At 51.8% G+C, this 23,220-nt stretch carries 22 protein-coding genes and 1 pseudogene; 11 read left to right on the top strand and 12 right to left on the bottom strand.

Annotation, left to right across the window (positions count from 1 at the left end; all coding sequences use genetic code 11):
- Positions 1-148 precede the first annotated feature (148 nt).
- Positions 149-1,240 carry a diguanylate cyclase gene (locus HFD92_RS06695; protein ID WP_167428569.1) on the top strand — a complete coding sequence of 364 codons (1,092 nt, stop codon included), beginning with the start codon at positions 149-151 and terminating at the stop codon, positions 1,238-1,240.
- A gap of 37 nt (positions 1,241-1,277) precedes the next feature.
- Here HFD92_RS06695 and map read toward each other — a convergent pair whose 3' ends face one another.
- The 3 genes from map to HFD92_RS06710 form a co-directional block, all read right to left on the bottom strand.
- Positions 1,278-2,063 (bottom strand): type I methionyl aminopeptidase, encoded by a 786-nt coding sequence (map, locus tag HFD92_RS06700; protein WP_009092855.1) that lies wholly within the window; start codon positions 2,061-2,063, stop codon positions 1,278-1,280.
- Complete coding sequence (locus HFD92_RS06705; protein WP_009092856.1) at positions 2,060-2,305, bottom strand: ParD-like family protein; 246 nt, start codon at positions 2,303-2,305, stop codon at positions 2,060-2,062. Before HFD92_RS06705 ends, map begins: the two co-directional genes overlap by 4 nt.
- A 305-nt stretch (positions 2,306-2,610) precedes the next feature.
- Positions 2,611-4,539 (bottom strand): methyl-accepting chemotaxis protein, encoded by a 1,929-nt coding sequence (locus HFD92_RS06710; RefSeq protein ID WP_255461699.1) that lies wholly within the window; start codon positions 4,537-4,539, stop codon positions 2,611-2,613.
- A 692-nt stretch (positions 4,540-5,231) separates the two neighbouring features.
- Here HFD92_RS06710 and HFD92_RS21755 point away from each other — a divergent pair.
- From HFD92_RS21755 to HFD92_RS21760, 4 genes and pseudogenes are all read left to right on the top strand, one after another.
- On the top strand, positions 5,232-5,456 hold the full coding sequence (locus HFD92_RS21755) for a hypothetical protein (RefSeq protein ID WP_255461700.1): 225 nt from the start codon (positions 5,232-5,234) through the stop codon (positions 5,454-5,456).
- A gap of 249 nt (positions 5,457-5,705) precedes the next feature.
- Positions 5,706-6,083, top strand: a complete 378-nt coding sequence (locus HFD92_RS06720; RefSeq protein WP_009092864.1) for a peptidase — start codon at positions 5,706-5,708, stop codon at positions 6,081-6,083.
- A 2-nt stretch (positions 6,084-6,085) separates the two neighbouring features.
- Positions 6,086-7,348: a translesion error-prone DNA polymerase V subunit UmuC gene (gene umuC / locus HFD92_RS06725; protein ID WP_167428570.1), complete on the top strand. Its 1,263-nt coding sequence runs from the start codon at positions 6,086-6,088 to the stop codon at positions 7,346-7,348.
- A 1,003-nt stretch (positions 7,349-8,351) separates the two neighbouring features.
- Positions 8,352-8,525, top strand: a pseudogene (locus tag HFD92_RS21760) (EamA/RhaT family transporter); the annotation flags it as partial.
- Between the two features lie 163 nt (positions 8,526-8,688).
- On the opposite strand, the gene HFD92_RS06730 reads toward HFD92_RS21760, so the two are convergent.
- Entirely contained in the window at positions 8,689-9,075 is a 387-nt protein-coding gene (locus tag HFD92_RS06730) for a nuclear transport factor 2 family protein (RefSeq protein ID WP_167428710.1), read from the bottom strand.
- A 99-nt stretch (positions 9,076-9,174) separates the two neighbouring features.
- Here HFD92_RS06730 and HFD92_RS06735 point away from each other — a divergent pair, with 99 nt between their 5' ends.
- A complete protein-coding gene (locus HFD92_RS06735; protein WP_167428571.1) occupies positions 9,175-9,945 on the top strand; it encodes a helix-turn-helix domain-containing protein in 771 nt (256 codons plus the stop codon).
- Between the two features lie 99 nt (positions 9,946-10,044).
- On the opposite strand, the gene HFD92_RS06740 is transcribed toward HFD92_RS06735, so the two are convergent.
- Positions 10,045-10,371, bottom strand: a complete 327-nt coding sequence (locus tag HFD92_RS06740) for a four-helix bundle copper-binding protein (protein WP_167428572.1) — start codon at positions 10,369-10,371, stop codon at positions 10,045-10,047.
- Positions 10,372-10,727: 356 nt separating this feature from the next.
- Here HFD92_RS06740 and HFD92_RS06745 point away from each other — a divergent pair, with 356 nt between their 5' ends.
- Both HFD92_RS06745 and HFD92_RS06750 read left to right on the top strand, forming a co-directional pair.
- Positions 10,728-11,093 (top strand): hypothetical protein, encoded by a 366-nt coding sequence (locus HFD92_RS06745; RefSeq protein WP_111207305.1) that lies wholly within the window; start codon positions 10,728-10,730, stop codon positions 11,091-11,093.
- Between the two features lie 49 nt (positions 11,094-11,142).
- Positions 11,143-13,200, top strand: a complete 2,058-nt coding sequence (locus tag HFD92_RS06750; RefSeq protein ID WP_370525222.1) for a pyrroloquinoline quinone-dependent dehydrogenase — start codon at positions 11,143-11,145, stop codon at positions 13,198-13,200.
- 208 nt (positions 13,201-13,408) lie between these two features.
- Here the strand turns inward: HFD92_RS06750 and HFD92_RS06755 are convergent, their stop codons facing one another.
- The 5 genes from HFD92_RS06755 to HFD92_RS06775 all read right to left on the bottom strand — a co-directional run bounded on the left by HFD92_RS06755 (position 13,409) and on the right by HFD92_RS06775 (position 16,211).
- Positions 13,409-14,149, bottom strand: a complete 741-nt coding sequence (locus HFD92_RS06755) for a hypothetical protein (protein ID WP_255461701.1) — start codon at positions 14,147-14,149, stop codon at positions 13,409-13,411.
- 506 nt (positions 14,150-14,655) lie between these two features.
- On the bottom strand, positions 14,656-14,883 hold the full coding sequence (locus HFD92_RS06760; protein ID WP_167428574.1) for a hypothetical protein: 228 nt from the start codon (positions 14,881-14,883) through the stop codon (positions 14,656-14,658).
- 136 nt (positions 14,884-15,019) lie between these two features.
- On the bottom strand, positions 15,020-15,352 hold the full coding sequence (locus HFD92_RS06765) for a hypothetical protein (protein ID WP_009092872.1): 333 nt from the start codon (positions 15,350-15,352) through the stop codon (positions 15,020-15,022).
- A 132-nt stretch (positions 15,353-15,484) separates the two neighbouring features.
- Positions 15,485-15,778 (bottom strand): hypothetical protein, encoded by a 294-nt coding sequence (locus HFD92_RS06770; RefSeq protein WP_071987830.1) that lies wholly within the window; start codon positions 15,776-15,778, stop codon positions 15,485-15,487.
- A gap of 64 nt (positions 15,779-15,842) precedes the next feature.
- Entirely contained in the window at positions 15,843-16,211 is a 369-nt protein-coding gene (locus HFD92_RS06775) for a hypothetical protein (RefSeq protein ID WP_111208788.1), read from the bottom strand.
- 1,129 nt (positions 16,212-17,340) lie between these two features.
- Between HFD92_RS06775 and HFD92_RS06780 the strand changes: the two genes are divergently transcribed.
- Positions 17,341-17,520 (top strand): general stress protein, encoded by a 180-nt coding sequence (locus HFD92_RS06780; RefSeq protein ID WP_009092874.1) that lies wholly within the window; start codon positions 17,341-17,343, stop codon positions 17,518-17,520.
- A gap of 173 nt (positions 17,521-17,693) precedes the next feature.
- Here the strand turns inward: HFD92_RS06780 and HFD92_RS06785 are convergent, their stop codons facing one another.
- Positions 17,694-18,977, bottom strand: coding sequence for a DUF2254 domain-containing protein (locus HFD92_RS06785; protein ID WP_370525220.1), 1,284 nt, complete (start codon positions 18,975-18,977; stop codon positions 17,694-17,696).
- A 521-nt stretch (positions 18,978-19,498) separates the two neighbouring features.
- Here HFD92_RS06785 and HFD92_RS06790 point away from each other — a divergent pair.
- A complete protein-coding gene (locus HFD92_RS06790; RefSeq protein ID WP_167428576.1) occupies positions 19,499-20,977 on the top strand; it encodes a SulP family inorganic anion transporter in 1,479 nt (492 codons plus the stop codon).
- 102 nt (positions 20,978-21,079) lie between these two features.
- Here the strand turns inward: HFD92_RS06790 and HFD92_RS06795 are convergent, their stop codons facing one another.
- Positions 21,080-21,781: an aspartate/glutamate racemase family protein gene (locus HFD92_RS06795; RefSeq protein WP_167428577.1), complete on the bottom strand. Its 702-nt coding sequence runs from the start codon at positions 21,779-21,781 to the stop codon at positions 21,080-21,082.
- 246 nt (positions 21,782-22,027) lie between these two features.
- Here HFD92_RS06795 and HFD92_RS06800 point away from each other — a divergent pair, with 246 nt between their 5' ends.
- Positions 22,028-22,987, top strand: coding sequence for a LysR family transcriptional regulator (locus HFD92_RS06800; protein ID WP_111208784.1), 960 nt, complete (start codon positions 22,028-22,030; stop codon positions 22,985-22,987).
- Positions 22,988-23,220 lie beyond the last annotated feature (233 nt).

Consider the following 23,220-nt stretch of genomic DNA (forward strand, 5'->3'; position numbering starts at 1 on the left):
GACAGCAGTCATCTGTCAGCCGAACAATACCGGCTTTAACGCGTAGTCGATCAGTCTTAACCCGGCAATAAGAATATTCTGCAAACATATTACTTTTATTCACCAGTTTGGATAAACTGACGTAACCTTTCGCTGCTTCAGTCTGCATATGAACTATTACACACCTGACGATGCTCAACTGAGGCGGCGCGCCAGCCGATTCGTGCGCCGTATGTTTATGATGCGTCAGCTCGGTACGCTGCTCTGCTTTTTGCCCATCCTGTCAGTGCTGGTGGAGCGGGGGAAATGCGCGGAACTCTGCCTGCTGCTGTTCATCAACGCGTTTATCTGGCCCTATGCCGCCTACAGGCTGGCCTTACGATCGCGCGACCCCACAGGATTTGAACGCAAGAGTCTGACGCTGGATGCGGCTTTTGGCGGCGTCTGGGTGGGGATGATGGCGCTGAGTCCTTTCCCCTCACTGGTTATCATGGCCGTACTGATTTCTGACCGCTATTCCGCGGGCGGCTGGGTACAGCTGAAATCTGCGCTGCAGGCCTTTTTGCTCACTTTTGTGCTGGTATGGTCAGTCACGGGTGCACCGATCATGCTGAACTTCTCTACCCGTACCGCCTGGCTGACTCTGCCACTGGCCAGCGTTTATCTGCTGGCGCTCAGTGTGGTTTCGCACAATCTGACGCTGAGCCTGCGTAAAAAGAATCGCGAGCTGGAGCGCATCGCGCTGATGGACCCCGGCCTGAAAATCCCGAACCGTCGTCTGTTTGAGCAGCGACTGGAAAGCGAATTTCTGCGCACTCAGCGAGGCGAGGGCAACGCCTGGCTCATGCTGCTGGATGTGGATCACTTCAAACAGGTTAATGACACGTTTGGCCATGAGGCGGGCGACTTTCTGCTGACAGAGATTTCGGCACTGTTACGAAACAGCGTCGGTCTGAAAGATATTCCCGCCCGATTTGGCGGGGATGAGCTGTGCGTCATTGTGCGTGAGGCCGATGAAGCCAGCATCCTGCGACTGGCTAAAAAGATCCAGGAAGGCATTACCTTGCTGCGGTTGCCTGCTTCGTCCACTTTTCAGAGTTCGGTGAGTATCGGGATTGCTTCAGCGCGCGAAGCGGCTTCGATTCATGAATGGCTGCGACGCGCTGATGAGGCGCTTTATCAGGTGAAGCGCGCCGGACGCAATGATGTGCATGTCTGGCGGGCTTCCTCCCTCAACACACTTAGTGAAGTTCGCGACTGAAAAAGTCCAGAGCCTGAGACACTCTCAGGCCACTGGATTAAATTGCCGGGTAATCACCGGTGCCTTCCGGCCAGGGCGTCAGCAGATCGAAGCCGCTTTCCGTCACGGCGACCGTGTGCTCCCACTGCGCCGAGAGTGAACGATCTTTCGTCACCACCGTCCAGCCATCAGACAGCACGCTGGTGCCCGCTTTACCGGCATTGATCATCGGTTCGATAGTGAAGATCATGCCCGCCTTGAGTGGCATACCCTGGCCCGGTGTGCCGTAGTGCAGCACCTGCGGTTCGGTGTGGTAAATCTCACCCACCCCGTGACCGCAATATTCACGCACCACGGAGAAACCGGCCGCTTCTGCCACACGCTGTATTGCGGCGCCGATATCGCCCAGCGTTGCGCCCGGACGGACCGTTTTGATCCCGGCCACCAGCGACTGATAGGTGATCTCAACCAGCCGTTTCGCCCGGACTGATGGCGTGCCGACGAAGTACATGCGGCTGGTGTCGCCGTACCAGCCATCCTTGATGACCGCTACATCGATATTAACGATATCGCCATCCTTGAGCTTTTTCCCGGCCGGAATACCGTGGCAGACCACATGATTGACCGAGGTGCAGGTAGTGCGGGTATAGCCTTGATAGCCGATGTTGGCTGGCGTCACCTTCAGTTCGTTCACAATAAAGTCGTGACAGATATCATCCAGCTCTTCGGTGGTGATGCCAGGCCGGACGTGTGGCGTGATCATGGCCAGCACCTGCGCGGCAGCCTGTCCCGCTGCCCGGGCCATCTCGATTTCTGCTGCGGTATGAATTTTAACGCTGTTCATGACACATCTCCTTGTGTGGCGAGGATCTCTTCAGGAAGCATATTCCGGATATCGGTGCGGCCTTCCACCTCCAGCCGGATCAGCATCTGCGCCAGTTGGTGTTGGGTCTGCTGGGGATAGAGTTCCGCCAGCATGCCGATTTTAAGCCAGTGTTCAGCCTGTGCATTGATGGAGCGGCTCATCGCCTGACTGGCGATGCGCAGATTCTCATGCATCAAATCCGAGATTTTAACGATACCCATGCTAATCCTATATAAAACGTATATGTTTCGTATATAGCATATCTGTTATGGCATGGGTTGCAAGGGTAAATTTATGCGCGCAGGAAAATGTCTGAAATTACACAGACATCATACGAGTAGATATGTATCGCCACGTGAAGGGAGGTCCTTCTGAGGGAGTGTGAGATCGCTGCGTGCAACCGGAACACATTGCTTTCAGCTGCAGCCATGCTTGCAGGTTAGTGAATCGCCCGGCGCCAGATTGCTGGCCCGGGCAGTAATGCTGGATCAGTTTACGGGCTCATCGCTGCTAATCCTGATTTGCACTATCCGTTAACCACTTTGAATGCGGATATTTCCTGTGCGAGCTGTGCTGCCTCGTCTCGCAGAACCTGAGTGTTTTCTGCAGTCTGGTTGATGAGCGACAGGTTTTGCTGAATACCGCGCTCCATCTGTGTAACAGCCAGCGTCATTTCAGAAATGCCTTTGCTCTGCTCATCACCGGCGACCCGCATCTCCCCAACAACCTGTCTGACGCGATGTACGTCGTTAACCAGTTGTTTCAGTTGCTCACCAGCACCTTTCACCAGCTTGCTGCCAGCAATGACCGTGCTGTCGGAATCGGAAATGAGGAGTTTGATTTCCTGTGCTGCGTTTGCGCTACGCTGCGCCAGCGCACGGACTTCTGCTGCGACAACGGCAAATCCTTTTCCCTGCTCGCCGGCGCGCGCCGCTTCTACTGCCGCATTCAGCGCCAGTATATTGGTCTGAAAGGCAATGCTGTCAATCAGTCCCAGGATTTCAGCGACGCGTTGTGAGGAGTTCTGAATGGCTGCCATAGTGTGCACCATTTCCTCCATTGTTCCTGAACTGGTCTTCGCAATCTGTGAAGTTTTCTCCGCGACCGTATCAGCCAGCCGGGTGTTTTCAGCATTCTGCTGTACTGTTGCGTTAAGTTGTTCCATCGCAGCAGCACTCTGCTCAAGTGCAGCGGCCTGCTCCGCAATCTTGTCTGAAAATGACTGATTGCTTTGAGCCAGCCCGGATGCATTGATCGCTACCGTTTCGCTGCTGCCTTGAACTCGGGTGATTACACCCGCAATCTTATCGACGAAAATGTTGAAGGCTCCGGCAATGTCGGCAAGTTCGTCGCGCCCATTGCGCTCAAGACGGCGCGTCAGATCGCCATCTCCTGTCGCAATCTCGTTCAGAGCATCATAGGTATGACGCAGGCGCTGACCAATACGCTGTGTAAACCACCAGGTGAGAATAAGCAGAATAATCATGGCAGGCACAAGGAATATGAAAATATCCCACATGATCGTGCGGGCCATGCCACTGACCACTTTCTCCGGCGTAACAAGACCTATGATCCAGCCAGTTCCCGGCATGCGGAACAGGGTAAACTGTGCCGATTGATTCAGGTGTGCATCATTAATACGATCGACTGTGGCCAGGGTTACATCAGGCCCGAGGCTTTTTAATTTTGACACAACGGGCTGCAGCCAGCTCTCTTTCTGAGCAACAGTGGATAAGGTATTCAGCACTTTGTTATCCACGCCAGGGTAGTAGAGCAGCGTACCGGTCTTGTCTGCCGCAAGGGCATAACCGCCCGTCACATTACCCTGAGTTTTCACAAACTGTGCCAGGTTATCCAGCGTCACATCCAGTGTAGCGACACCCGCGAAACGGTCACCGGCATAGTAGGGTACGCTGCAGGTCACCATTTTGACGCCTGAAACCTGATCCTGATAAACATCGGACCAGGTACAGCGATCGCGTGGCGCATTGCGTGCCTGTGTATACCAGCTTTCCTTGTGATAATCGCCGGTAGCGGGCTGATTATATCCGTCAGAGTAAGCGAGTTTGCCACTCTCTTCACGCGCCCAGAAGAAGCTGCGCAGTGCAGTGCCTGCAACAAACGCATCCGGCTCAGGCCAGATGCCTCCACCGGCGATAGTATGATTACCATTACTGTCGATCATTTGCGGAAAACTGTTCTGCCACAGCGAAACATCGTGTGGCAGCACTTCTGCCAGACGCGCCATGCTGACTGCCTCTCCCTGAATGCCCGCCAGCTGCTGGTCCAGCCTGCTGACCAGGTTTCCACCGGCTTGCTCAATTAATTTATTGCTGGCTTCAATAATGCGTGGCTGACCACGTAACAACAGTACAAGACAGACAATTGCGGTCGTCACGCTTAACAGCAGGACGCCACCCAATGTCATTTTTGTAGCAATACGTGAAGGAAACATATTTATCCTTATTTATCAGGAAATTATTTTCTTTATGTGACGAGCTTTCTCTGGAAAGCAACCTGGTGATATACCCCTTATTGATTATCGGCAGGCGCCTGAGGATGTTCAGAAAATGTCCAGTTTATTTAGCTGGTCAGAGGAGAGCCGCCCGTTCTCCGGTATTTGGCCTGTCTGCTTCTGGCACGAAAAAGCGCTGAGTGTGAGAACATCGATAACTTCCGGAGATCCAGTGGTGCCTCAGAATTGTCAGTCTCTGATGCAAATTAACGGGCAGGCAGGGTGTCATCAGACGCAGTCGGACAATGAGGACAGTCGCTGAATGGATGATATATGTCTGGGCGGGGCAACGTAACAATAGTCACGATATGAACGAACCGCATCCATTTGTCGCGCTTAACTGCCCCCGGCCTGCATATCAGTGCGCTTTGTGTCAGAAGCGGACATAATGGTGCTGATTATCGAGTTTTCCATGTATTATTAAAAGCCAGAACCTGACTGAGAAGGAATGAGCATTGTCACGCGATATCGTTATTTAAAATTTACCTTCTATCAGGATCCTCAGGGATTTAATTATTTGTGCAGGATTTTCGTAAGTACTGAATGACTAATTTAATTCATTAACATTAAGTAATTTATTACCTTACCATGTAAATGGTTCAATTTGAGGCTTTGAATATTATGTACATGAAGTGGATTATGATGAAATTAATGAGTTAAATGCCACCTTCAAAACGAACCTATCTATTGTTTTATCAACAGGCAGATGTGAACCTGAGTGGATATCGGCCGTAGCGACAGCATCCTGTATTGCAAGTCTTTCAGGAGGGCTTGTAGTTGAATATTCAACCGGCAATCAATACTTTGCTGACGATGCTGTTAAATTGGCTAAAGCTGGGGCGTCGAAAATAGAATGAGAGATTGTCAGGGTTCAGGTTTCTTAAGAATCTCATGCCAGTCAATTGCATCTTTCATATGCGGCAATCCACGTGGATGCTTTTGAATATGAATAAGAGTACAAAATCTACTCTCCGCCTGTAGCAGACACCGGCGTACACACATGCGCATTGCCGGCTGTAACGACTTATACTCATCACAGGAGTCATAAATGTGTATGCCTGTTGGATGCAGACAGGCAGCAATGCTGGTCAGAATGGAGCATTTTAATGGCCTTTCAGAATCCTGCTCAGAACTACACCGAAACGCGCCTTAACCTGGGCGATCTCGTTCATCTTTCCCCTTACTCAACCTATTTGATGCGCAGCGAAAGCGACTGCCCCGATGCCGGTATTGTGAAAGGATCCGTGCTGGCTATCGATCGTGCACTGACGCCTGTACACCGCCAGCTAATCGTTGCTGAGGTTGACGGGGAGCTGACGCTGAGGCGACTGCTGCTCAATCCGGTTCCCGCCCTGCAGGCGCTGGACGAGGACGAAACGGTAACAGTGCTGGATGTGAACCAGACGTTGCCCGTCTGGGGTGTGGTTGCCTATGCGCTCACTGATGTGGCCGGGGTGGGATTCAACGGGCCGGCAGGAGAATAGGGATGTTTGCGCTGGCCGATGCCAATAATTTTTACGCCTCCTGTGAAACGGTATTCCGGCCCGACCTGCGCGGAAGGCCCATTGTGGTCGTGTCGAATAACGATGGCTGCGTTATTGCCCGCTCGGCTGAAGCAAAGCGAATGGGCATAAAGATGGCGGCCCCGCTGTTTAAGAATGAGCGTTTCTTCAGGGAGAACGGGGTTCACGTATTCAGCTCCAACTACGAGCTGTATGGCGACATGTCGGCACGCATGATGGCGATACTGGGGGAGATGGCTGCGGGGCAGGAAGTTTACTCAATTGACGAGTGTTTTCTGGACGTTACAGGGATTAACAGCCTTATCCCGCTTGAGACCTTCGGACAGCAGATGCGCGAGCGTATCCGCAGGGAAACGGGACTCATCATTGGCGTGGGGTTTGCGCCGACGAAAACGCTGGCGAAACTGGCCAACCATGCGGCCAAGAAATGGACACAGACTAATGGCGTCGTGGACCTGTCCGACAGACACCGGCAGCGAAAGCTCCTGCACCTGACCGACGTCAGCGATATCTGGGGCATTGGTCAGCGCATCAGTAAACGCATGAATCAGCTGGGAATAACAACGGCTCTGCAGCTGGCAGACAGCAACATCAGCATGATACGGAAAAATTTTGACGTCATCGTTGAGCGTATCACCCGTGAGCTGAATGGTGAGTCCTGCATTGCGCTTGAGGATGCACCGCCGCCAAAAGAGCACATACTGAACTCGCGGTCGTTTGGTGAAAGAGTCACAAAACTGGAAGAGATGCAGCAGGCAATCGTGCTGTATGCCACGCGTGCGGCAGAAAAGCTCAGAGAGCAGAATTCACGCTGCAGGCATATCAGTGTCTCAGTTGCCACCGGCAGACATGGCGATGAGCCGCGATATTCCAACACGGCATCCTGCATGTGCGATTATCCGACCAGTGATACGCGGGACATTATAGAATCAGCGCTTCGCGGTCTTAGCACTATCTGGCGGGAGGGCTTCCGCTATGCCAAAGCTGGGGTGATGTTGGGTGATTTTTACCCGTCCGGCATGACGCAGTTTGACCTGTTCAGTGAGCAGCAGCCCCGTGCAAACGCAGATGCTTTAATGGCGGCACTGGACGGCATTAATCGTTCAGGGAAAGGAAAGGTCTGGTTTGCGGGGCAGGGAGCGCGCGACAGCTCATGGCAGATGAAGCGTGAAAGGTTGTCGCCACGCTATACAACGCGGCTGAAAGATATTCCGGGAATAAAATAATTTCACCTGATGATGCGAAGGCAGATCGCGAGAGCCTCTCCGGATTAAAGATGTTCAGGGAAGAATAGCCTTATCCGAAGGCTGCCAGAAAATACAAATGCCTCATACCTGTAATGTTGCAAAAATGGTATTACGGCTTCAACGTTTGCTTCTGACACAAAGCGGACTGACGTCAGGCCAGCTTCCGCGATGATCGAAAAGCGCCGGGCGGATAAACCTTTTCTGGGCCAGCACATTATGTTTTTCTTCGCCTGGCAATCGTAACAAGGACAGTATCGTGAAAATCTACTGAACACAAAAGAGTATTCCCGAACTAAAAGACCTATCTTTTCGGGAGCGGGGAAGTCGTTGGCGTAGAGCATATAAATCGGCCTTCCGGCACTGGCAGACCTGGGTGGGACTCATGCTCTGCGGGGCCCTCGGTGGCGCGGGAGCATACTGTGGCGGCATAACCGGCGCCGTAATATGTGGCGGGCTGGGCGGCTTTATTTACGGTCAGATCGTGACACACGTTGTCCTGAAACATTATCGCCACCGGCTGCAGGACGAAGCCCGCTGATCTTTTAAGATATTAAGGCTTGCAGGCTCAGTAAGCTGTTGGTGCAGCTCTTGATTTATGCGTCTCAGTGAATGCCACCTGGGAGCTACTGATAGTCAGCCAACTGCGCCGCTGTAGTCTCCCTGAACTGTGGGGGCAAAAGGCCTGAGGCATGCTGATAACGCTGGCGTCGCTTAGCCATATTTCTATTTTTCCGGTTGCTGAAATGAGCAGTGGTGTCAAAACGCCCATGCACAGCACATTATTGATGTGAACAAACATTACCCGACTGATGCTGGGCGACTTCGCGTTTTTGAGTTTGAAGTGCCCAGGCAGGTTGCCATTTATGGCAGGCAGAAGACCGACAGCATCAGCTGAGCGGGTTCTGTCTCAGTAACCGGTGATCGGCCGGGCCATGCTTATTTCGCTGCCGCTGATGTTGAGTGCCTCTATGGAGACATGGCCAGAGGGCTGGCCGCTGGCGGCATCGCCTCCTAAGGACAGTTACAGTTGCTGCAGCCGTTGCTGGGTCTCGGAATTTCGGCAACGCTGCTGTCTGAAACGGTAAGCCCGGTAATGATTATGATAACGCTGGGTGTCATCCTGTGTGTAATCTGCTCAAGCAGATTTGTACATCAGGCCACAACCACTTCCTCTGTCTTTTTGGGCGCTGAAAATGACCGCTTCTGGCCAGGAATGTGGCTTTTATTGCAGGATGATGTTGTCATGTTCAATCTCAATCGGGTCAGGAGATGTTATTCGGGTTGCCGCCTGTGAGCGAACAGCAGATATAAAAACCTGATTATCTGGCGCTTCCTAAGTCTCGGTCACTTTCCAGACCTTTAATCATAAGTGTGGCTTCTTCGATACGAATAAATCGTCCAGAATCATCTGTTTCAGCGAACATATACACTTCCATATCTGCCTCTTCACCATCACGCTTAAAACACAAAACACGATGCCTTGAAGCATAGCGATTTCCATCCCGTAACTCGTCGTGCATCTCAATTATGCCGGAAGCAATGATCTCGCGAAGTTTACGTGCATGTTGAGTAAATCCATCTAAGTCCTCCCACGCGTTATCAGTACGCTGCCGATAACCGGGACTAAAATAGCGATTAATTATCACATCGAGTGGCATCTGCTGTTGGTTAAGAATCTCATCCAGTACGTCAGTAATAGAAATCATTTTCATGGTCTGCCCTTAGTAAAAGTCAGGCATACTTTACAATCGACCCGATGGCTTCGGTACGGTATAAAAGACATCAAATACCTCAGACACGCCAATATGACTGAACCATTGATTTCGTTCACCCGGACTTTAGCTCCAGATGGCCCCCCATTGATTGTCACAGTCAGCCAGTCTGATGCAATAAGGGAAACGGCTCGCCACCATCACTCCTGTGGACAATTACTCGGAGCAGAGGATGGGCTGCTTACGGTCGATGCCGGAGATTATCGGTGGGTCGTACCGGCAACGCATGCCGTATGGATACCTCCAGATGTTTCGCATGGACTACGCTCGCACGGCCCTTATTCAGGCTGGAGTATCTATGTGTCTGCCACCCTATGCAGTGAACTAACTGATAAACCTGTTGTTCTCTCAATTACAAATCTGTTGCGTGAGGCAATAAAACGGGCAGCCTCATGGGAAAATGCAGAGTTAAATGCGCCCCAAAAACGTTTAGCTGGCGTTATTCTGGATGAAATAGGCTCCCTTCCTGAGGTCGATCTTGGGCTGCCCATGCCGCAGGATGTCCGGCTCGTCAGAATTGCTCAGGCACTATCTGACAACCCGAACGACGATCGCGGACTTAAGGAATGGGCTGTCTGGGCAGGAATATCTTCGCGCACACTGTCTCGTCGGTTTAACGCTGAAACTGGTTTTACCTTTAATGAATGGCGACAGCGCATACGGCTACTCAAGGCTCTTGAGCTTTTGGCTTCAGGCAAGCAAGTGACAACAGTTGCACTGGCACTTGGGTACAACAATGTGAGTGCCTTCATCGCCCTGTTTCGCAGAGTATTTGGTACGACGCCTGCGCGGTTTAAAGTTTAAATATTCAGGCCTGCATTTAGCGTCCGCTTCTGGCATAAGCGGGCTTACCACCAAGAATAAAAAACCCGCCGAAGCGGGTTTGGCAAATTTAAATCATTCTCAGGCTGCCATCTTTCTGCATTGTTCAGCGCAGTGATGACAAGCTCTGGAGCACTCCTGACAATGGTCATGTTCATGCTTTCCACACTCATCACCGCACTTCTGACAAACGTCAGCGCAAAGACGACAGAGCGCCTGTGCTGAGTCGCTATTTAGTGTCATGAACTGAGCTGCTAGACGGCAGATATTTGCACATTGCATATCCAGCTTCATGCATTCACGCATCATTTCAAGATTCTCTTCTTCGAGACATGAAGCCGCGCAGTTATCACACGCAGTTGCGCACAGGTAACAGGATTCGATGCATTTTTTATATTCGTCTGACATGATATCTCCTCAGCTAAGGTTACAGATTAAGCATGGATGAGATAACTGATTATGCAATTCTGGAATGAGTTAATAACCTTTTCAAGGTTTCACACACTTCATAAAATCGGCTTTTCTATTCAGATTACTTTTTCCCCGCAACAAATCCCGGCTTGCGGAATTTCGTTTTTCTTCCAGGCCTGAGGTGCGCAGCTTCCCTGAGGAAGCTCACGTCTTGTCCTGTGATCTGAATACATTGAATGTTCAGCCCGCTACAGATGGCAGGTTTTTTTATCATTTTCCGGTGAAAAACAGCCGCATAAACCTGCCAGTGCGCCATATTTAATGATTAATCAAACACCATGGGACTTCCTGTTATGTTGCAACCTCAATCTTCACGTCCGGGCGGCTTACTGCTGCTGATCGCGGCAGCGATCGGTTTCGCGGTGGCTTTGTATGCGTGGCTGACGCCACTGACCGGTGTGACCGGGACAATCGGCGCGTTAGGTGTGGCTATCGCCAGCGTCATTCTGGCGATACTGACATTTATTCTGCGTAGTGCATCCGGTCGCGGTGCACGTGCGACAGTAATTGTTCTGACCCTGTTCGTGTTATTCGGTACTGCTTTTGCCGCCGCCTTGCTGCATCAGTACATCATTACGGCAGCGATGGTTGCAGGCCTTATTGGTCTGATTACGCTCTGCAGAAACCCCGCCCGTCCTGACCATCGCGTTAAAGCCTGAGGAAATCTTCGTGAAGAACAATAAAACGACTCCGGTAATGAAAGTCGGCATGACGGCGCTGGCGCTGCTGCTTACCCCACTGGCACTCCATGCGCAGGATAACGCTGCAGAGGCCTCTATGGGCGCGCGGGAGAAGGTCAGTCCGGATGCGGCTGATCACCAATCTCCCGGTACCACTAACACCACAGACGATGCCTCAACCGGCAAGCGTGATGGAGATAAGGTCGCAACGGCAGACAATCCCCCGACTTCTCTGGTGCCATCGGGTGCGACCTGGGACAGCTTCCACGGTCAGCTTAACGCGCAGAAATACAGCCCGCTGAAGCAGATTAATACCGACAACGTCAGCCAGTTAAAGAAGATCTGGGAATTTCATACCGGTGATGTCTCGGACGGCAAGGGTGACACGCCCGCGACCGTCTGGTCAGCCACCCCTATTTTTGCCAATCAGACCCTGTATATCGGTACGCCTTTCGATCGCCTGATTGCCCTCGATCCCGGTACGGGCAAAGAGAAATGGCACTACGACACCAAATCCCCGCGTAAAGCCCTGACCCAGCCCGTTCTGAAAAACCGGGGCGTCTCTTACTGGCAGGCAAAAACCCCCGTCGCCGGACAGGCGTGTCAGAAAATTGTCTATATGGGTACGGTTGATGGCAAGCTCTTTGCGCTGGATGCCGATTCCGGTAAGCCATGCAGCGACTTTGCTGATAAGGGTGTTCTCGATCTGAATCAGTGGAACACGATTAATGCCAAATATCCGCTTTCAGTTCTGCAGCCGCCAACGGTCGTGGGTAACCGCCTGCTGATTGGCTGGGCAGGCAAGGACTGGGCCTATGCTGAAGCGCCTCCGGGCACGGTTTTCGCTGTGAATGCGCAGACCGGCAAACGCGAATGGACGTTTGACGCTATTCCGGAAGCGGTCCGCAAACGGACCGGTACGGCTAACGTCTGGACACATATGTCAGCTGATGAGGCGCATGGACTGGTGTATCTGCCGGTCTCATCGCCTTCTCCCAACTACTGGGGAGGTAACCGCACTGCACCTATCCCACTGGCTACCTCAACCACCGCACTGGATGTGAACACCGGTAAAGTCGTCTGGTCCCGTCAGTGGGTGCACCACGATGTGTGGGACTACGACATCAACTCGGCGCCGACACTGATGGATATCACGGTCAATGGCAAACCGATCCCGGCACTGATTCAGGCAACCAAGCAGGGCTTTTTGTTTGTGGTGAATCGGCTGACCGGTGAGGATGTCTGGCCGATTGAAGAGCGACCTGTGCCGCAGGGTGATGGCTCGGTTCAGGGTGAAGTTCTTTCACCCACGCAGCCATTCCCGACAAAACCTGCACCGCTGCTTGACCAGTCGAAAAAGCCAGCGATCTGGAAACTGGCGGATATGGTGGGGGCAGGTCAGTGTTCAAGGTTGTGGGATAAGCTGACCTACGAAGGCATGTACACGCCGCCTGTCACCAAAGGCGAAGGCACACTGACGTATCCGGACAGTGCGGGTGGCGTGCAGTGGGGCGGCGTCGCGTTCGATCCTCAAAAGCAGATCGCGATCGTTAACACCTCCCATATCGTGCAGTACGTGAAGCTCTACAGCCGCGAAGATTATGAAAAAGCGGATAATGGCGCGGGCAATGAGAATGGTTTTGCACCACAGGAAGGCGCGCCTTACGGCATGCGTCTCATGGTTGCCAATAACTGGCTGGGCATGCCGTGCTGGCAGCCACCCTTTGGTGAAATCGTGGCGATTGATATGCACACCGGTGACGTCAAATGGCGTCGTCCTGTTGGCGCATCTCAGCAGTATGGCTTCTTTATGCCAGAAAGCTGGGGCTCACCGACCATCGGCGGCCCGGCAGTCACTGCGGGCGGCGTGATATTTATTGGTGCGTCAATGGATGCGAAGGTTCGTGCCTATTCCGTGGAGAGTGGCGAGGAGCTGTGGTCCGATCAGGCAGAAGCCCCTGCGGTAGCCAATCCCTCGGTCTATGAGTATAAAGGCCGCCAGTACGTGGCGTTTGTCGCCGGCGGTAATACCATCCTCAAGGATCAGGTGGGCGACCAGGTGGTGGTTTACGCTTTACCTGAATAGCGGATGCTGAAGATTCCGTGAAGAATGTATGGGGCCCTGAGGCCCCATTTTCTTTGTGATTCTGAGCAAATGATCATTCTTCTAAAAGCAATCTCATGCCCAGTCTGAGAGCCGTCGACTGCAGATAGAACTGAAAGGCGTTATTGATAAAAGTTACTGATTAAGCAGATCAAACAGTTCTGGCTTCTGAATTTTCAGGATTAATATCTTATGTATTCTTCAGGTTCAGGAAGTAGTCCATTAACGTTTTGTCCCTGCGCTTTCCATACTGAGTGTCATTTATGCCTGTGTTTTTATCCTGTATGAGATCATTGCCTTCTAATCTGAATCCATGCTTCTTGCCGGCTTCGGTGACAGTAAATACACCATCTTTGCTGATGACATCAGGTTCTTCAATTTTCAGTGTGGCTTCGCTGGCCGTATTTATTATGTAGTTATTCTGTCCCTGACTTACATAAGTTGCGAACGGAGATGCCATGAATTGGCTTTTCGATGTCGCATCAGAACCGGTAGTTTTCATGATGGATTCCAGATAGTCAAAACTCGCGGTATGACTGAAAGAATACCCAGGGTCGAGTTCATATCTGATAAAAGCAGGGTCGAGGCCAGAGTTTGCAAGGTTATCACCGCTCAGAATACGGGATGCTGTTGCAGCATCTTTATCTGTAAATGATACCGTCTGAACCCGACCAGTCGTATCGTGACTATTCCCTGTATTATAACTACCTGACACGCTTCCGAACTTACGGTAATTACCTAAATCGCGTGCTATATCATCAACATATCGTAAGTCAGCTCCCTGTGTCTGTGCCTGATCATAGAGATGTGAAAGTGCGCCCAAATCGCTCTTCGTCAGAAAAACAGAGGCATCCATTCCCTGGTTATTTTTGGTAAGCTGAGTCTGCATTTCAGGTAAGGTGCTTACCTTACCAAAAAGACGAGACATCATCAGTCCTCGTCCACTTATCGTAGACTGGCCTGACGAGACAGGCTGCACGACTGTAGCGTTGCTCTCGCTGGCAGGGTAGAGGCTGGAGCTTTCAGGGGTTTTAACTGATACAGATGGATTCTGCCTGTTAACGTATTGATGTTTATTGCCAATGCCTCTCCATCCTGAACAACACTCAGTCCGTGATAAATATCGATGGTTTTTTTAAGTAACGACAGAGCGACATAAAACTTTAGATGAAATGATTCATTTAAGGTCTCCATTCAAAAAAGCAAACGCTCTGTTCTTTACAGATTTAAGCGAAGAGGCCGCTTCTGGTACAAAGCGGACCTTGTGAAAAGTCAGACGTTCAGCCAGAGCGATATCAGGTTTTAATACCTGAATTACATCAACCTGACTGAAAGAGATTCATTACGAAAAGTCTGTCTACTTAGACGCTCTGGCACCGCTCATCCCCGGAGAACCATCGTGACCTCCATTGGTACCACCCTGACCACCCTGACCACCTAACCCCCCGGGGCCCGCATCACCTCCATTTCCACCGTTACCTGAACCATCACCATTACCGCCATTTCCACCGTTACCTCCATCTTCGCCACCACTTCCCCCATTACCTCCGTTTCCATCAGACCCGGCTCCGGCATTTCCGCCGTTACCGCCGTCACCATTGCCGGAGCCATCACCTCCATCACCTCCATCTCCATCGTCTGCGATAGCATTAAAGCTAATGGCAAAAGTTAATGCCGGTAACAGAATAGAAGGTGTGCAAAAAATTAATACCCGAAGTGTTATGAGAGTTATTATGACTGATGACTTTAAAAAGACGCGCAAACTAAAATATTGCATTCAGAATCTCCTTAAATGAATTTGTTACATTATCTGATTAAGTGTTTCCCCCATCCCCGCCATCTCCACCGTCACCGCCATTTCCGCCAGGTGAATTATTACTGCCCCCATCACCTCCATCTCCACCATCAGCGCCATTTCCCCCGGCCGCGCCTTCACCTCCGTGCCCGCTGTTACCACTGTTGCCCCCATCACCACCGTCACCTCCGTTCCCGCCGGGTGAATCAGCACTATTACCATTTCCACCATTCCCGCCGTTGCCCCCATTGCCACCATCAGGCCCACTCCCGCCATTTCCACCATTCCCGCCATTGCCCCCGGCTGAGCCACTTCCGCCATCACCACCATTGCCGCCATCAGCTGTCAGATGAAACAAATGAGAAGCCGGTATTACAATTTTTTTCTCCTTGTTTGCCCAGGCATTGGTCATTGAGTTGAGAATTACTACGCTAAACAGGCTTAACGAGAAAAATGTATTTATTTTGTTATTCATCCATTAGCTCCATTAGCTCCGGGCGCACCGTTTCCGCCATTTGCGTTTCCATCAGGCGTGTTACCGCCATTACCGCCATTGCCGCCATTGATACATGGGGTTCCCGACACACCTTGCCTGCCATTCTCACCATTAGCGTCACCGCTTTTAGTCGTGCCGCCATCTTTCCCATTCAGATATGAGCAGTCATTATGTTTATGATGATGCCTGTTTGAGGCCTGAGCATTCAAAGCACTGACTAAAATAGTTGAAAGGATAACTATATTGATGGTTAATGAACGAACTTTCATTTTATATCTCCATAAATTAAACGCGGAGAAATCATTCGCCGCGTATTAAAATTAAAGCAGCCTGTTATGAACCACCATCACCACCATTATCTCCTCCGCCATCTCCGTCGCCATTATCGCTTCCGTCACCATTACCGGTACCGTTATTATCTCCACTGTCATTACCATTGCTGCTGCCATTCCCGCTATCGGCATTACCACCATTACCACCATTGCCGCCATCCCCGCCTGGCGCTCCCGGTGAATTATCATTCCCACCATTCCCCCCATTACCTCCTGCAGCACCTGCAGCGCCATTCGCATCGCCGATTAACACATAGGGCTTCGCAGAGTCGGATTTAATAGCCTCACTGTCCAACAGCGCTGCGACTGATAGCCGGGATGACATAATTAGCAAAACTCCTAACGCAAAAGTGATTTTATTGAGTCTCATAGTCCATCCTTAAAGTAAGAAATACATGAGTAAAAAACACGTTGCTGATAACCCCGCCGTGGGGTTGCCTGAAGTAAATTAAAAAAAGCATGAAAAGAGAAGGGATGCAGATGTAATAAGAAGTGTCTGGTGATTAACTGTTGTGTGTAAAGTAGCAGGTAGGTTTGTTAGATCTTTAATGTATCTTTCTGGCGGGTGCTGTTTTGTCAGGCCAGCTCTGAAAGTGATATACAGTTCACGGTAACAGCTTTTACAGGCTGAAACGTATTACATTTTTATTAAGCATTAATTTTATGTTTATCTAAAAAATTGGATAGTTAATGAAAAAATTGCATTTCAGAAGGTTGTAACCTCTTTAATTCTGATTATTTAATGATTAATGCAGAAACTGTTTAAGAGCAGATCTGTTGCATTCAGGACAAACTGGCACGGCGAGGCTGGAGGGCTCTTCAACAGGCGCGCTGAAGATACACTACGAATCCAGAGGAGCTGGGTTAAGCGGATCGCACATCAGAAAGGAGTCAAAACGCCTGCTGATTCTGACTAAAACAGACTGTTTGCCAGCGTAAATTATTGTGAGATAGCCACTGAAAGGGCTGAATCCTTAAGGTGTGTTTCCGGCGGATGGCCAGGCGCCCCAAGCCGCGCTGCAGATCCATCAGGCTGCTAACAAACTGCACCTGGTGTTTTTCTGAACCTGGAACTGAGTAAAATCATACGGGCTTTTACAGACCCGGTTACGCTTATCTGCCACTCTTTCTGCAGCATGAGTGAGTCAGAACCCACCTGAACTCTTTTCGATTGAACAAGCATGCTTCAGCACAGCGTCACAGTGCTCTGTTTTTATAAATTTTAACAAAGGTAATATTTTATTAACGGGGTGCGGAAAATATAACTTTCAACTCAGTGTCATAAGAATTTGTTTTAATTTTAAAATTTTCATCCCTGTCGTCTGGCTTATTTCGCCTGGCGTGCGTCTCGCTTATGCTTTTTCCCCGCAGAGTTTAAACGGGTCCGCTTGCAAACATTCCTGCCCTCTCTAGAATAAACAGTGTAACACGAATACGGCTGGCGATATTTATCATGCCGGTTACCATCTATTTTTAGAAAAGTTATCCAGGAGGATAATATGGCCGAACATCGTGGTGGTTCAGGTAATTTTGCAGAAAACCCTGAGAAAGCATCTGAAGCGGGTAAAAAAGGCGGGCAAAACAGCGGCGGTAACTTCGCCAATGACCGTGAGAAAGCTTCAGAAGCGGGCAAGAAAGGTGGCCAGAATAGCCACGGGGGCGGACGTAAGTCTGAATAATCAGAGATGTTAATTCTGATTTAGCCTCAGGCCCCGGCATTCCTGTCGGGGCTTTCAGTTTTAATACATTGAGAGATGAGGATTAATTTACGAAACCATTGTCAATAAATAAGCGCTGCCGCAGTGTTACTGGCAACTTTAATTAAATCCTTTCTCTGCCAGCCAACATTGTTTCATATCAGGCTCTCTTCTTCACTTATTCCCGTCCCGTTTAAATAGTGCCAGCCATAAGCACGTTTAACTGCCTCTTTATCTGCCTCACAATGCATCGCGTGACTGGCACGCGTCAGCGCAAGCAGGGCATGGCGCTGCGCCTCTGCGGCATAACGTTGAGGTGAAATCACCGCTAGCGAGTGCAGCGCTTTCTGCAGGCGCAGCTGAACTTCGACCAGTGCGGCACCATCGCGCGCAATCCCGGTGAAAATATCGTCAAACATGTCGCAGATTTGCGCGGGCTGCATAAAGAGCCGCGGGTAGAGCGTGGTGGCAGAGTCTGCAGAGGCGGGCAGGGTAAACAACCTGACCGCCCGGCCGATAATATCGATCGCAGTGCCCGGATCGTTAACCGCCGGAGATAGTGCGCGTGAGGCGATTTCGGACAGGACACACAGCCCAAAGCGGGGGTCCTGTTCAAAGGAACGCTGCTCACCCAGGGTGAAGGCATGACACACTCTCTGCCTCTCATCCTCCTTCAGTGGCCGATCGCACCAGAGCAGCGGGGCGCCATGATGAATAAAACTTCCCGGCTGAGCGGCAAGATAAAGATGACAGTCGTTCTCCTGAGCGAAGTCGGAAAGATGTTGCAGGTCAACATGTTGCAGATAGCCGGTCTGCGGATGAAAGATGCTCTGTGGGGCGCGATTCTCTGGCAGAACACCGTTCCAGGCAGAGCAGCCCATACAGGGTTGCCGGAGGCGATCGTGCAGGGCTGCCGTGGTGGCTTCTTCGACGCGATGTGATGTGTCAGACATGCAGCCAAACTGAGCCAGATGCTGTATCCAGCGCAGCAGTGTCACGACAATCGTGGCAATGACCACCAGGGTGACAAAAAAGAGAATCACCCGCCCCTGGGTGCCATAGGCGCCCATGCCAAGGGCGATGATGCCCACCAGGCTGTAGAGAAAGGAGCCAATAAAGGTCGCCAGCACATTCTGCGTTGTGCCATCTTCAAGCAGCAGCACCGTAGCGCGTGGCGTCACGCTGCTGCTGGCAGAGTTATAAGCCGTAACCACGATATTGAGCGAGAAGGTGGTGACGGCCAGCATACTCGAGGCGAGTATCGTCAGGATCTTATCGACCGCGTCACTGCCCACAATCCCTGATACCGAAACCGGTATAAAGGGTTTTATGGCGATAGCGACAAGGGCAGTGATAATCGCCAGCAGCGCAAATAATGAACTGCGAAACCAGAGCTGTCGGGTCAGCCGGAGAAGAAGCCACCGCGTTTTAGACATCATGTCACCTTTTTAATCAGTTTATCGTCGCGGCTTCGCATCAGGCCTTCGTCCGCTGTCCTTATAAAGCCACTCTGTCACCTCTCTTTCCTGACCATCGGACTGGACAGAAACCTTCATTTACAGAGCTGGCTGGTTGCAAGGTAAGAATAGCCACGGATTGGCGCATTGACACCCGCGCGCCCTGCGCGGAAAGGCGCTGACCTGTTGCAGCCGGGGTTGATCGGTCATGGCATTCGTTTATAGTAACGGGTCTGTCTGGTCAGCTTTTCGCTCTGATCAGATATCACGGCCCGCGTTCAGAACAGCATTGCGCGGGATGACTTCCGTCCTGAAGGCACGCTGCTGCCGTAAAGGAGAACCTAAAATCATGCGTCTTACGCCACCCTGAGTCTTACCCCTCCTCTGTCGCACTGAGCCCGCTCAGCTGCGCGCCCTGAACATCCCGTCTGCGGATGGATCTTTTCGTATCTGAAAATTATTGCCCCTGCGGGCTGACTTTATTCAAAATCTGAGAAATTATTATGCTGCTGTCCTCGACGCGTAAGGACTGGCTGGGTAACGTCCGTGGTGACGTCCTTGCCGGTATTGTTGTCGCGCTCGCGCTTATTCCGGAAGCGATCGCTTTTTCCATCATTGCTGGTGTCGATCCCCAGGTCGGCCTCTATTCCGCCTTCTGTATCCCCATCGTCATGGCCTTCTTTGGTGGCCGCCCGGCGATGATCTCTTCCTCAACCGGTGCAATGGCACTGCTGATGGTCACGCTGGTTAAAGACCACGGACTGCAATATCTGCTTGCGGCCTCTGTGCTGACCGGCGTATTTCAGCTGATAGCCGGATACTTCAAGCTCGGCAGCCTGATGCGCTACGTTTCGCGCTCAGTGGTGACCGGCTTCGTGAACGCTCTGGCGATACTGATATTTATGGCGCAGTTACCGGAGCTGACGCATGTCACCTGGCACGTCTATGCGCTCACGGCTGCCGGACTCGGCATTATTTATCTCTTCCCGTACCTGAATAAAACGATTCCTTCTCCCCTGGTCTGCATCATCGTGCTGACCGCTATCTCTGTCTGGCTGCACCTGGACGTTCGCACGGTGGGCGATATGGGCAAACTGCCTGACAGCCTGCCGGTGTTTCTCATTCCGGATATCCCGCTTAACCCTGATACCCTGCTGATCATTCTGCCGTACTCGGCGGGGCTGGCCGTGGTAGGGCTGCTGGAATCCATGATGACCGCCACGATTGTGGATGACATGACCGACACAGCGAGTGACAAGAACCGCGAGTGCAAAGCACAGGGTATTGCCAATATCTGCACTTCGTTTATTGGCGGGATGGCGGGCTGTGCCATGATTGGCCAGTCGGTAATCAATGTTAAATCGGGTGGGCGGGGACGGCTTTCCACGCTTACGGCGGGCGTGGTGCTGCTGTTGATGGTGGTATTTCTGCGCGACTGGGTGTCGCAGATACCCATGGCGGCGCTGGTTGCGGTGATGATTATGGTTTCCATCGGCACCTTTTCATGGCAATCCCTTACGAACCTGCGCACCCACCCGCTTTCAAGCAGCGTCGTGATGCTGGCGACCGTGGCCGTGGTGGTCGCCACCCATAATCTGGCCTTTGGCGTGCTGACCGGGGTACTGATTGCATCACTGAACTTTGCCACTAAGGTGGCCCACTTTATGGCCGTTTCCTCTGCCGTAGAGGGCAATACCCGCACCTATACCGTGAGCGGACAACTCTTCTTTGCCTCAGCTGACCGGTTTACCCGCCATTTCGATTTTCGCGAGAAGCTGGATCGTGTGGTGATCGACGTGACGCACGCCCATTTCTGGGATATCACCGCAGTCAACGCGCTGGACCGCATTGTGATTAAGTTTCGCCGTGAGGGCACCGATGTCGACATCAGGGGAATGAACGACGCGACCCGGACGCTGGTTGACCGGTTCGGCGTGCATGACAAACCTGAAGAGGTAAAAAAGCTGATGAGCGGCCACTAATTCATTGATGATTTATGGTGATACAGGATCGGCTTCCAGCCGTGTCATCAGTTGAAAGCGCAATGCCGTGGCGATCACCACGGCATTGGATCTTTTTTATCTTTAACCACTTAGCAGCCTGAAGGTCTGGATGGTTGCCCTGGACAGCGTTGCTGCAGTATCGGCAATGGTAAAGCGGTAAGAGTGATCCTTTATCAGGGGGCTGAGATCGGTACAGGCAATCAGAAGCGCCTCTGCCTCAAGCCTTTCCACTTCAGCGACTAACGTCTTCCATCCTGCCTGCACCTCAGCATCCTGGAAGCCTTTTGCTTTCACTTGCCCGATTAAAGCTGTTGTCATTTCACGAAGCCGCTGTGAATCAATCATCTCGCGGCCAGACGCTTTTATGCGTGCCTGATAGAAACCGGCTTCGAGGGTAGGTTCTGTCGCCAGTACTGCGATTCTGCTGGCTTCTGCGGGTAGCGACGCCAGGGCACTCTCTGCAATATGAAGAAGGGGAATATCTCCACAGGCCTTTTTCATTTCGGCGAAATAGCAGTGTGCAAGATTACAGGGAACGGCTATCAGGCTGACTCTGGCCTTAACAAGGTCGGCAATGCCCTCCTGCAGGGCGGTAACCATAGCGTAATCGTCAATGTCCCTGCCGGGCCAGAACGGGGTCGGCAAAGAGATGATATGCATTTTAGGAAAATCCAGATCATATTTTGCACCATAGCCCAGCTGGCACTCTGTCACCAGCATATCAATGAACGGGGCCGTAGAACGGGGTCCCATACCTGCAAGTACACCTATAGAAACCGTCACGCCAGCGTCTCCTTTCCTTAATTCTCTTTCCGGATACCCGGACCTTCCTGAGTAATCAGCATCATGGAAGGGTGACATTTCCGTTATCTCTTTACCAGAGTTCACACGCAGCAGGGTGATGGCGGATGACGGACTGCGCTGCCCCGCAGATTGCTCGTGGTGGCTAATTCTGCACACTCTCTCTATGATGACTTTTTTCCGACTCTCTGTCGGGAACGATCAACGACTCAGGGAAGTATCTTCGCGATGACCATGTTAAATGACCTCGATCTGCGTCAGCTGGAGGCCTTCTCGGCGGTAATTTCTGCGGGCAGCGTCACGGCGGCAGCCAAAGCACTGAACCGCTCGCAGCCCGCTGTTTCCCGTCTTATTCAGGAGCTGGAGCAGTCGCTGGGCTACCCTCTGTTTATCCGCAACGGCCCACGCATTCATCCCTCTGAAGAGGCGTTACAGCTGCATCAGTATGTGCAAAAAGCACTGCTCTCTTTGCAGCAGATCCGCTTACGCGCCCAGGAGATTGCGCATCAGCAGCATCGCCCGCTCAGTATTGCTGCTACGCCTGCGCTGGCGGCGGGATTACTGCCGCAGGCGCTGGCCGCACTCAACCTGCAGAACAAAGTCCAGATCATCAGTGAATCTGCCGTTCAGACGGCGCACGCGGTGATCACCGCAGAGGCTGACATCGGTTTATGCAGTCTGCCGCTGGAACATCATGCGGTTGAACTGCACTGGATTGGACAGTCGCAGTGCGTCGTGGCGCTGCCGGAAGAGGATGAGCTGGCGGCGAACAGTGAGCTTTCGCTGAGCCAGCTGGCAGGCCGCCGGCTGATCGCTCCCTTCAGCCCGCAGCGCTTACGCGGACGCTATGAAAAAGCGCTGAAAAAGGTCAGGGCCCCGCTGCTGGAAACCATTGAAACCAACTCCTCGGCCAATATCCTGGGCTGCGTGCGGGCTGGATTAGGCGTGGCTATCCTCGAACCGGTAACGGGCTGGGGGATGCCGCTGGCCGGTGTGGCAATCCGCCCGATTCAGGAAGATATTCCTTACTTCTTTGGCGTCATCACCCCGCAGGGCCGCCAGATTTCCAGTGCGGCTCAGGCGCTGGTGGAGGCCCTGGCCGATGCCGCCGCACACCTGTTGCCGGGGTTTGAACGTCTGACAGCCAGTGAACATCCCCGCATCATGCGTATTATCAACCAGAATTAACACCGCCTCTCCCGGTCACCTGGCAGGGTGACCTCTCGTCCAGCTAAAATTAACAGATACCCGTCAGGGTTAACCAGACGCAGGCTTCTGAATAATCCCTGTAATTTCAATGCTTATAACTTATGCGGCATAAGATATAAGAAATCCATTGGTCAATGGGTGAGCGTGCTTCTTGACTCGGATTTAGGGCAAGAGGAATATGCGAAAGCTGAGTTCTTACTATGCGTTATGAT

This window comes from Pantoea sp. EKM101V, from assembly GCF_011800325.1.
Taxonomy (GTDB): domain Bacteria; phylum Pseudomonadota; class Gammaproteobacteria; order Enterobacterales; family Enterobacteriaceae; genus Pantoea; species Pantoea anthophila.

Coding starts and splice junctions, on each gene's coding strand:
- map (WP_009092855.1), bottom strand. CDS start 2,063: ATGAACAGCGTTAAAATTCATACCGCAGCAGAAATCGAGATGGCCCGG.
- HFD92_RS06765 (WP_009092872.1), bottom strand. CDS start 15,352: ATGGCGGCAATGGTGGTGATGGCGGAAGTGGCTCAGCCGGGGGCAATG.
- HFD92_RS06720 (WP_009092864.1), top strand. CDS start 5,706: ATGGCCTTTCAGAATCCTGCTCAGAACTACACCGAAACGCGCCTTAAC.
- HFD92_RS06755 (WP_255461701.1), bottom strand. CDS start 14,149: ATGATGTCTCGTCTTTTTGGTAAGGTAAGCACCTTACCTGAAATGCAG.
- HFD92_RS06695 (WP_167428569.1), top strand. CDS start 149: ATGAACTATTACACACCTGACGATGCTCAACTGAGGCGGCGCGCCAGC.
- umuC (WP_167428570.1), top strand. CDS start 6,086: ATGTTTGCGCTGGCCGATGCCAATAATTTTTACGCCTCCTGTGAAACG.
- HFD92_RS06785 (WP_370525220.1), bottom strand. CDS start 18,977: ATGATGTCTAAAACGCGGTGGCTTCTTCTCCGGCTGACCCGACAGCTC.
- HFD92_RS06705 (WP_009092856.1), bottom strand. CDS start 2,305: ATGGGTATCGTTAAAATCTCGGATTTGATGCATGAGAATCTGCGCATC.
- HFD92_RS06770 (WP_071987830.1), bottom strand. CDS start 15,778: ATGAAAGTTCGTTCATTAACCATCAATATAGTTATCCTTTCAACTATT.
- HFD92_RS06780 (WP_009092874.1), top strand. CDS start 17,341: ATGGCCGAACATCGTGGTGGTTCAGGTAATTTTGCAGAAAACCCTGAG.
- HFD92_RS06750 (WP_370525222.1), top strand. CDS start 11,143: ATGACGGCGCTGGCGCTGCTGCTTACCCCACTGGCACTCCATGCGCAG.
- HFD92_RS06745 (WP_111207305.1), top strand. CDS start 10,728: ATGTTGCAACCTCAATCTTCACGTCCGGGCGGCTTACTGCTGCTGATC.
- HFD92_RS06775 (WP_111208788.1), bottom strand. CDS start 16,211: ATGAGACTCAATAAAATCACTTTTGCGTTAGGAGTTTTGCTAATTATG.
- HFD92_RS06740 (WP_167428572.1), bottom strand. CDS start 10,371: ATGTCAGACGAATATAAAAAATGCATCGAATCCTGTTACCTGTGCGCA.
- HFD92_RS06730 (WP_167428710.1), bottom strand. CDS start 9,075: ATGATTTCTATTACTGACGTACTGGATGAGATTCTTAACCAACAGCAG.
- HFD92_RS06735 (WP_167428571.1), top strand. CDS start 9,175: ATGACTGAACCATTGATTTCGTTCACCCGGACTTTAGCTCCAGATGGC.
- HFD92_RS06800 (WP_111208784.1), top strand. CDS start 22,028: ATGACCATGTTAAATGACCTCGATCTGCGTCAGCTGGAGGCCTTCTCG.
- HFD92_RS06790 (WP_167428576.1), top strand. CDS start 19,499: ATGCTGCTGTCCTCGACGCGTAAGGACTGGCTGGGTAACGTCCGTGGT.
- HFD92_RS06710 (WP_255461699.1), bottom strand. CDS start 4,539: ATGTTTCCTTCACGTATTGCTACAAAAATGACATTGGGTGGCGTCCTG.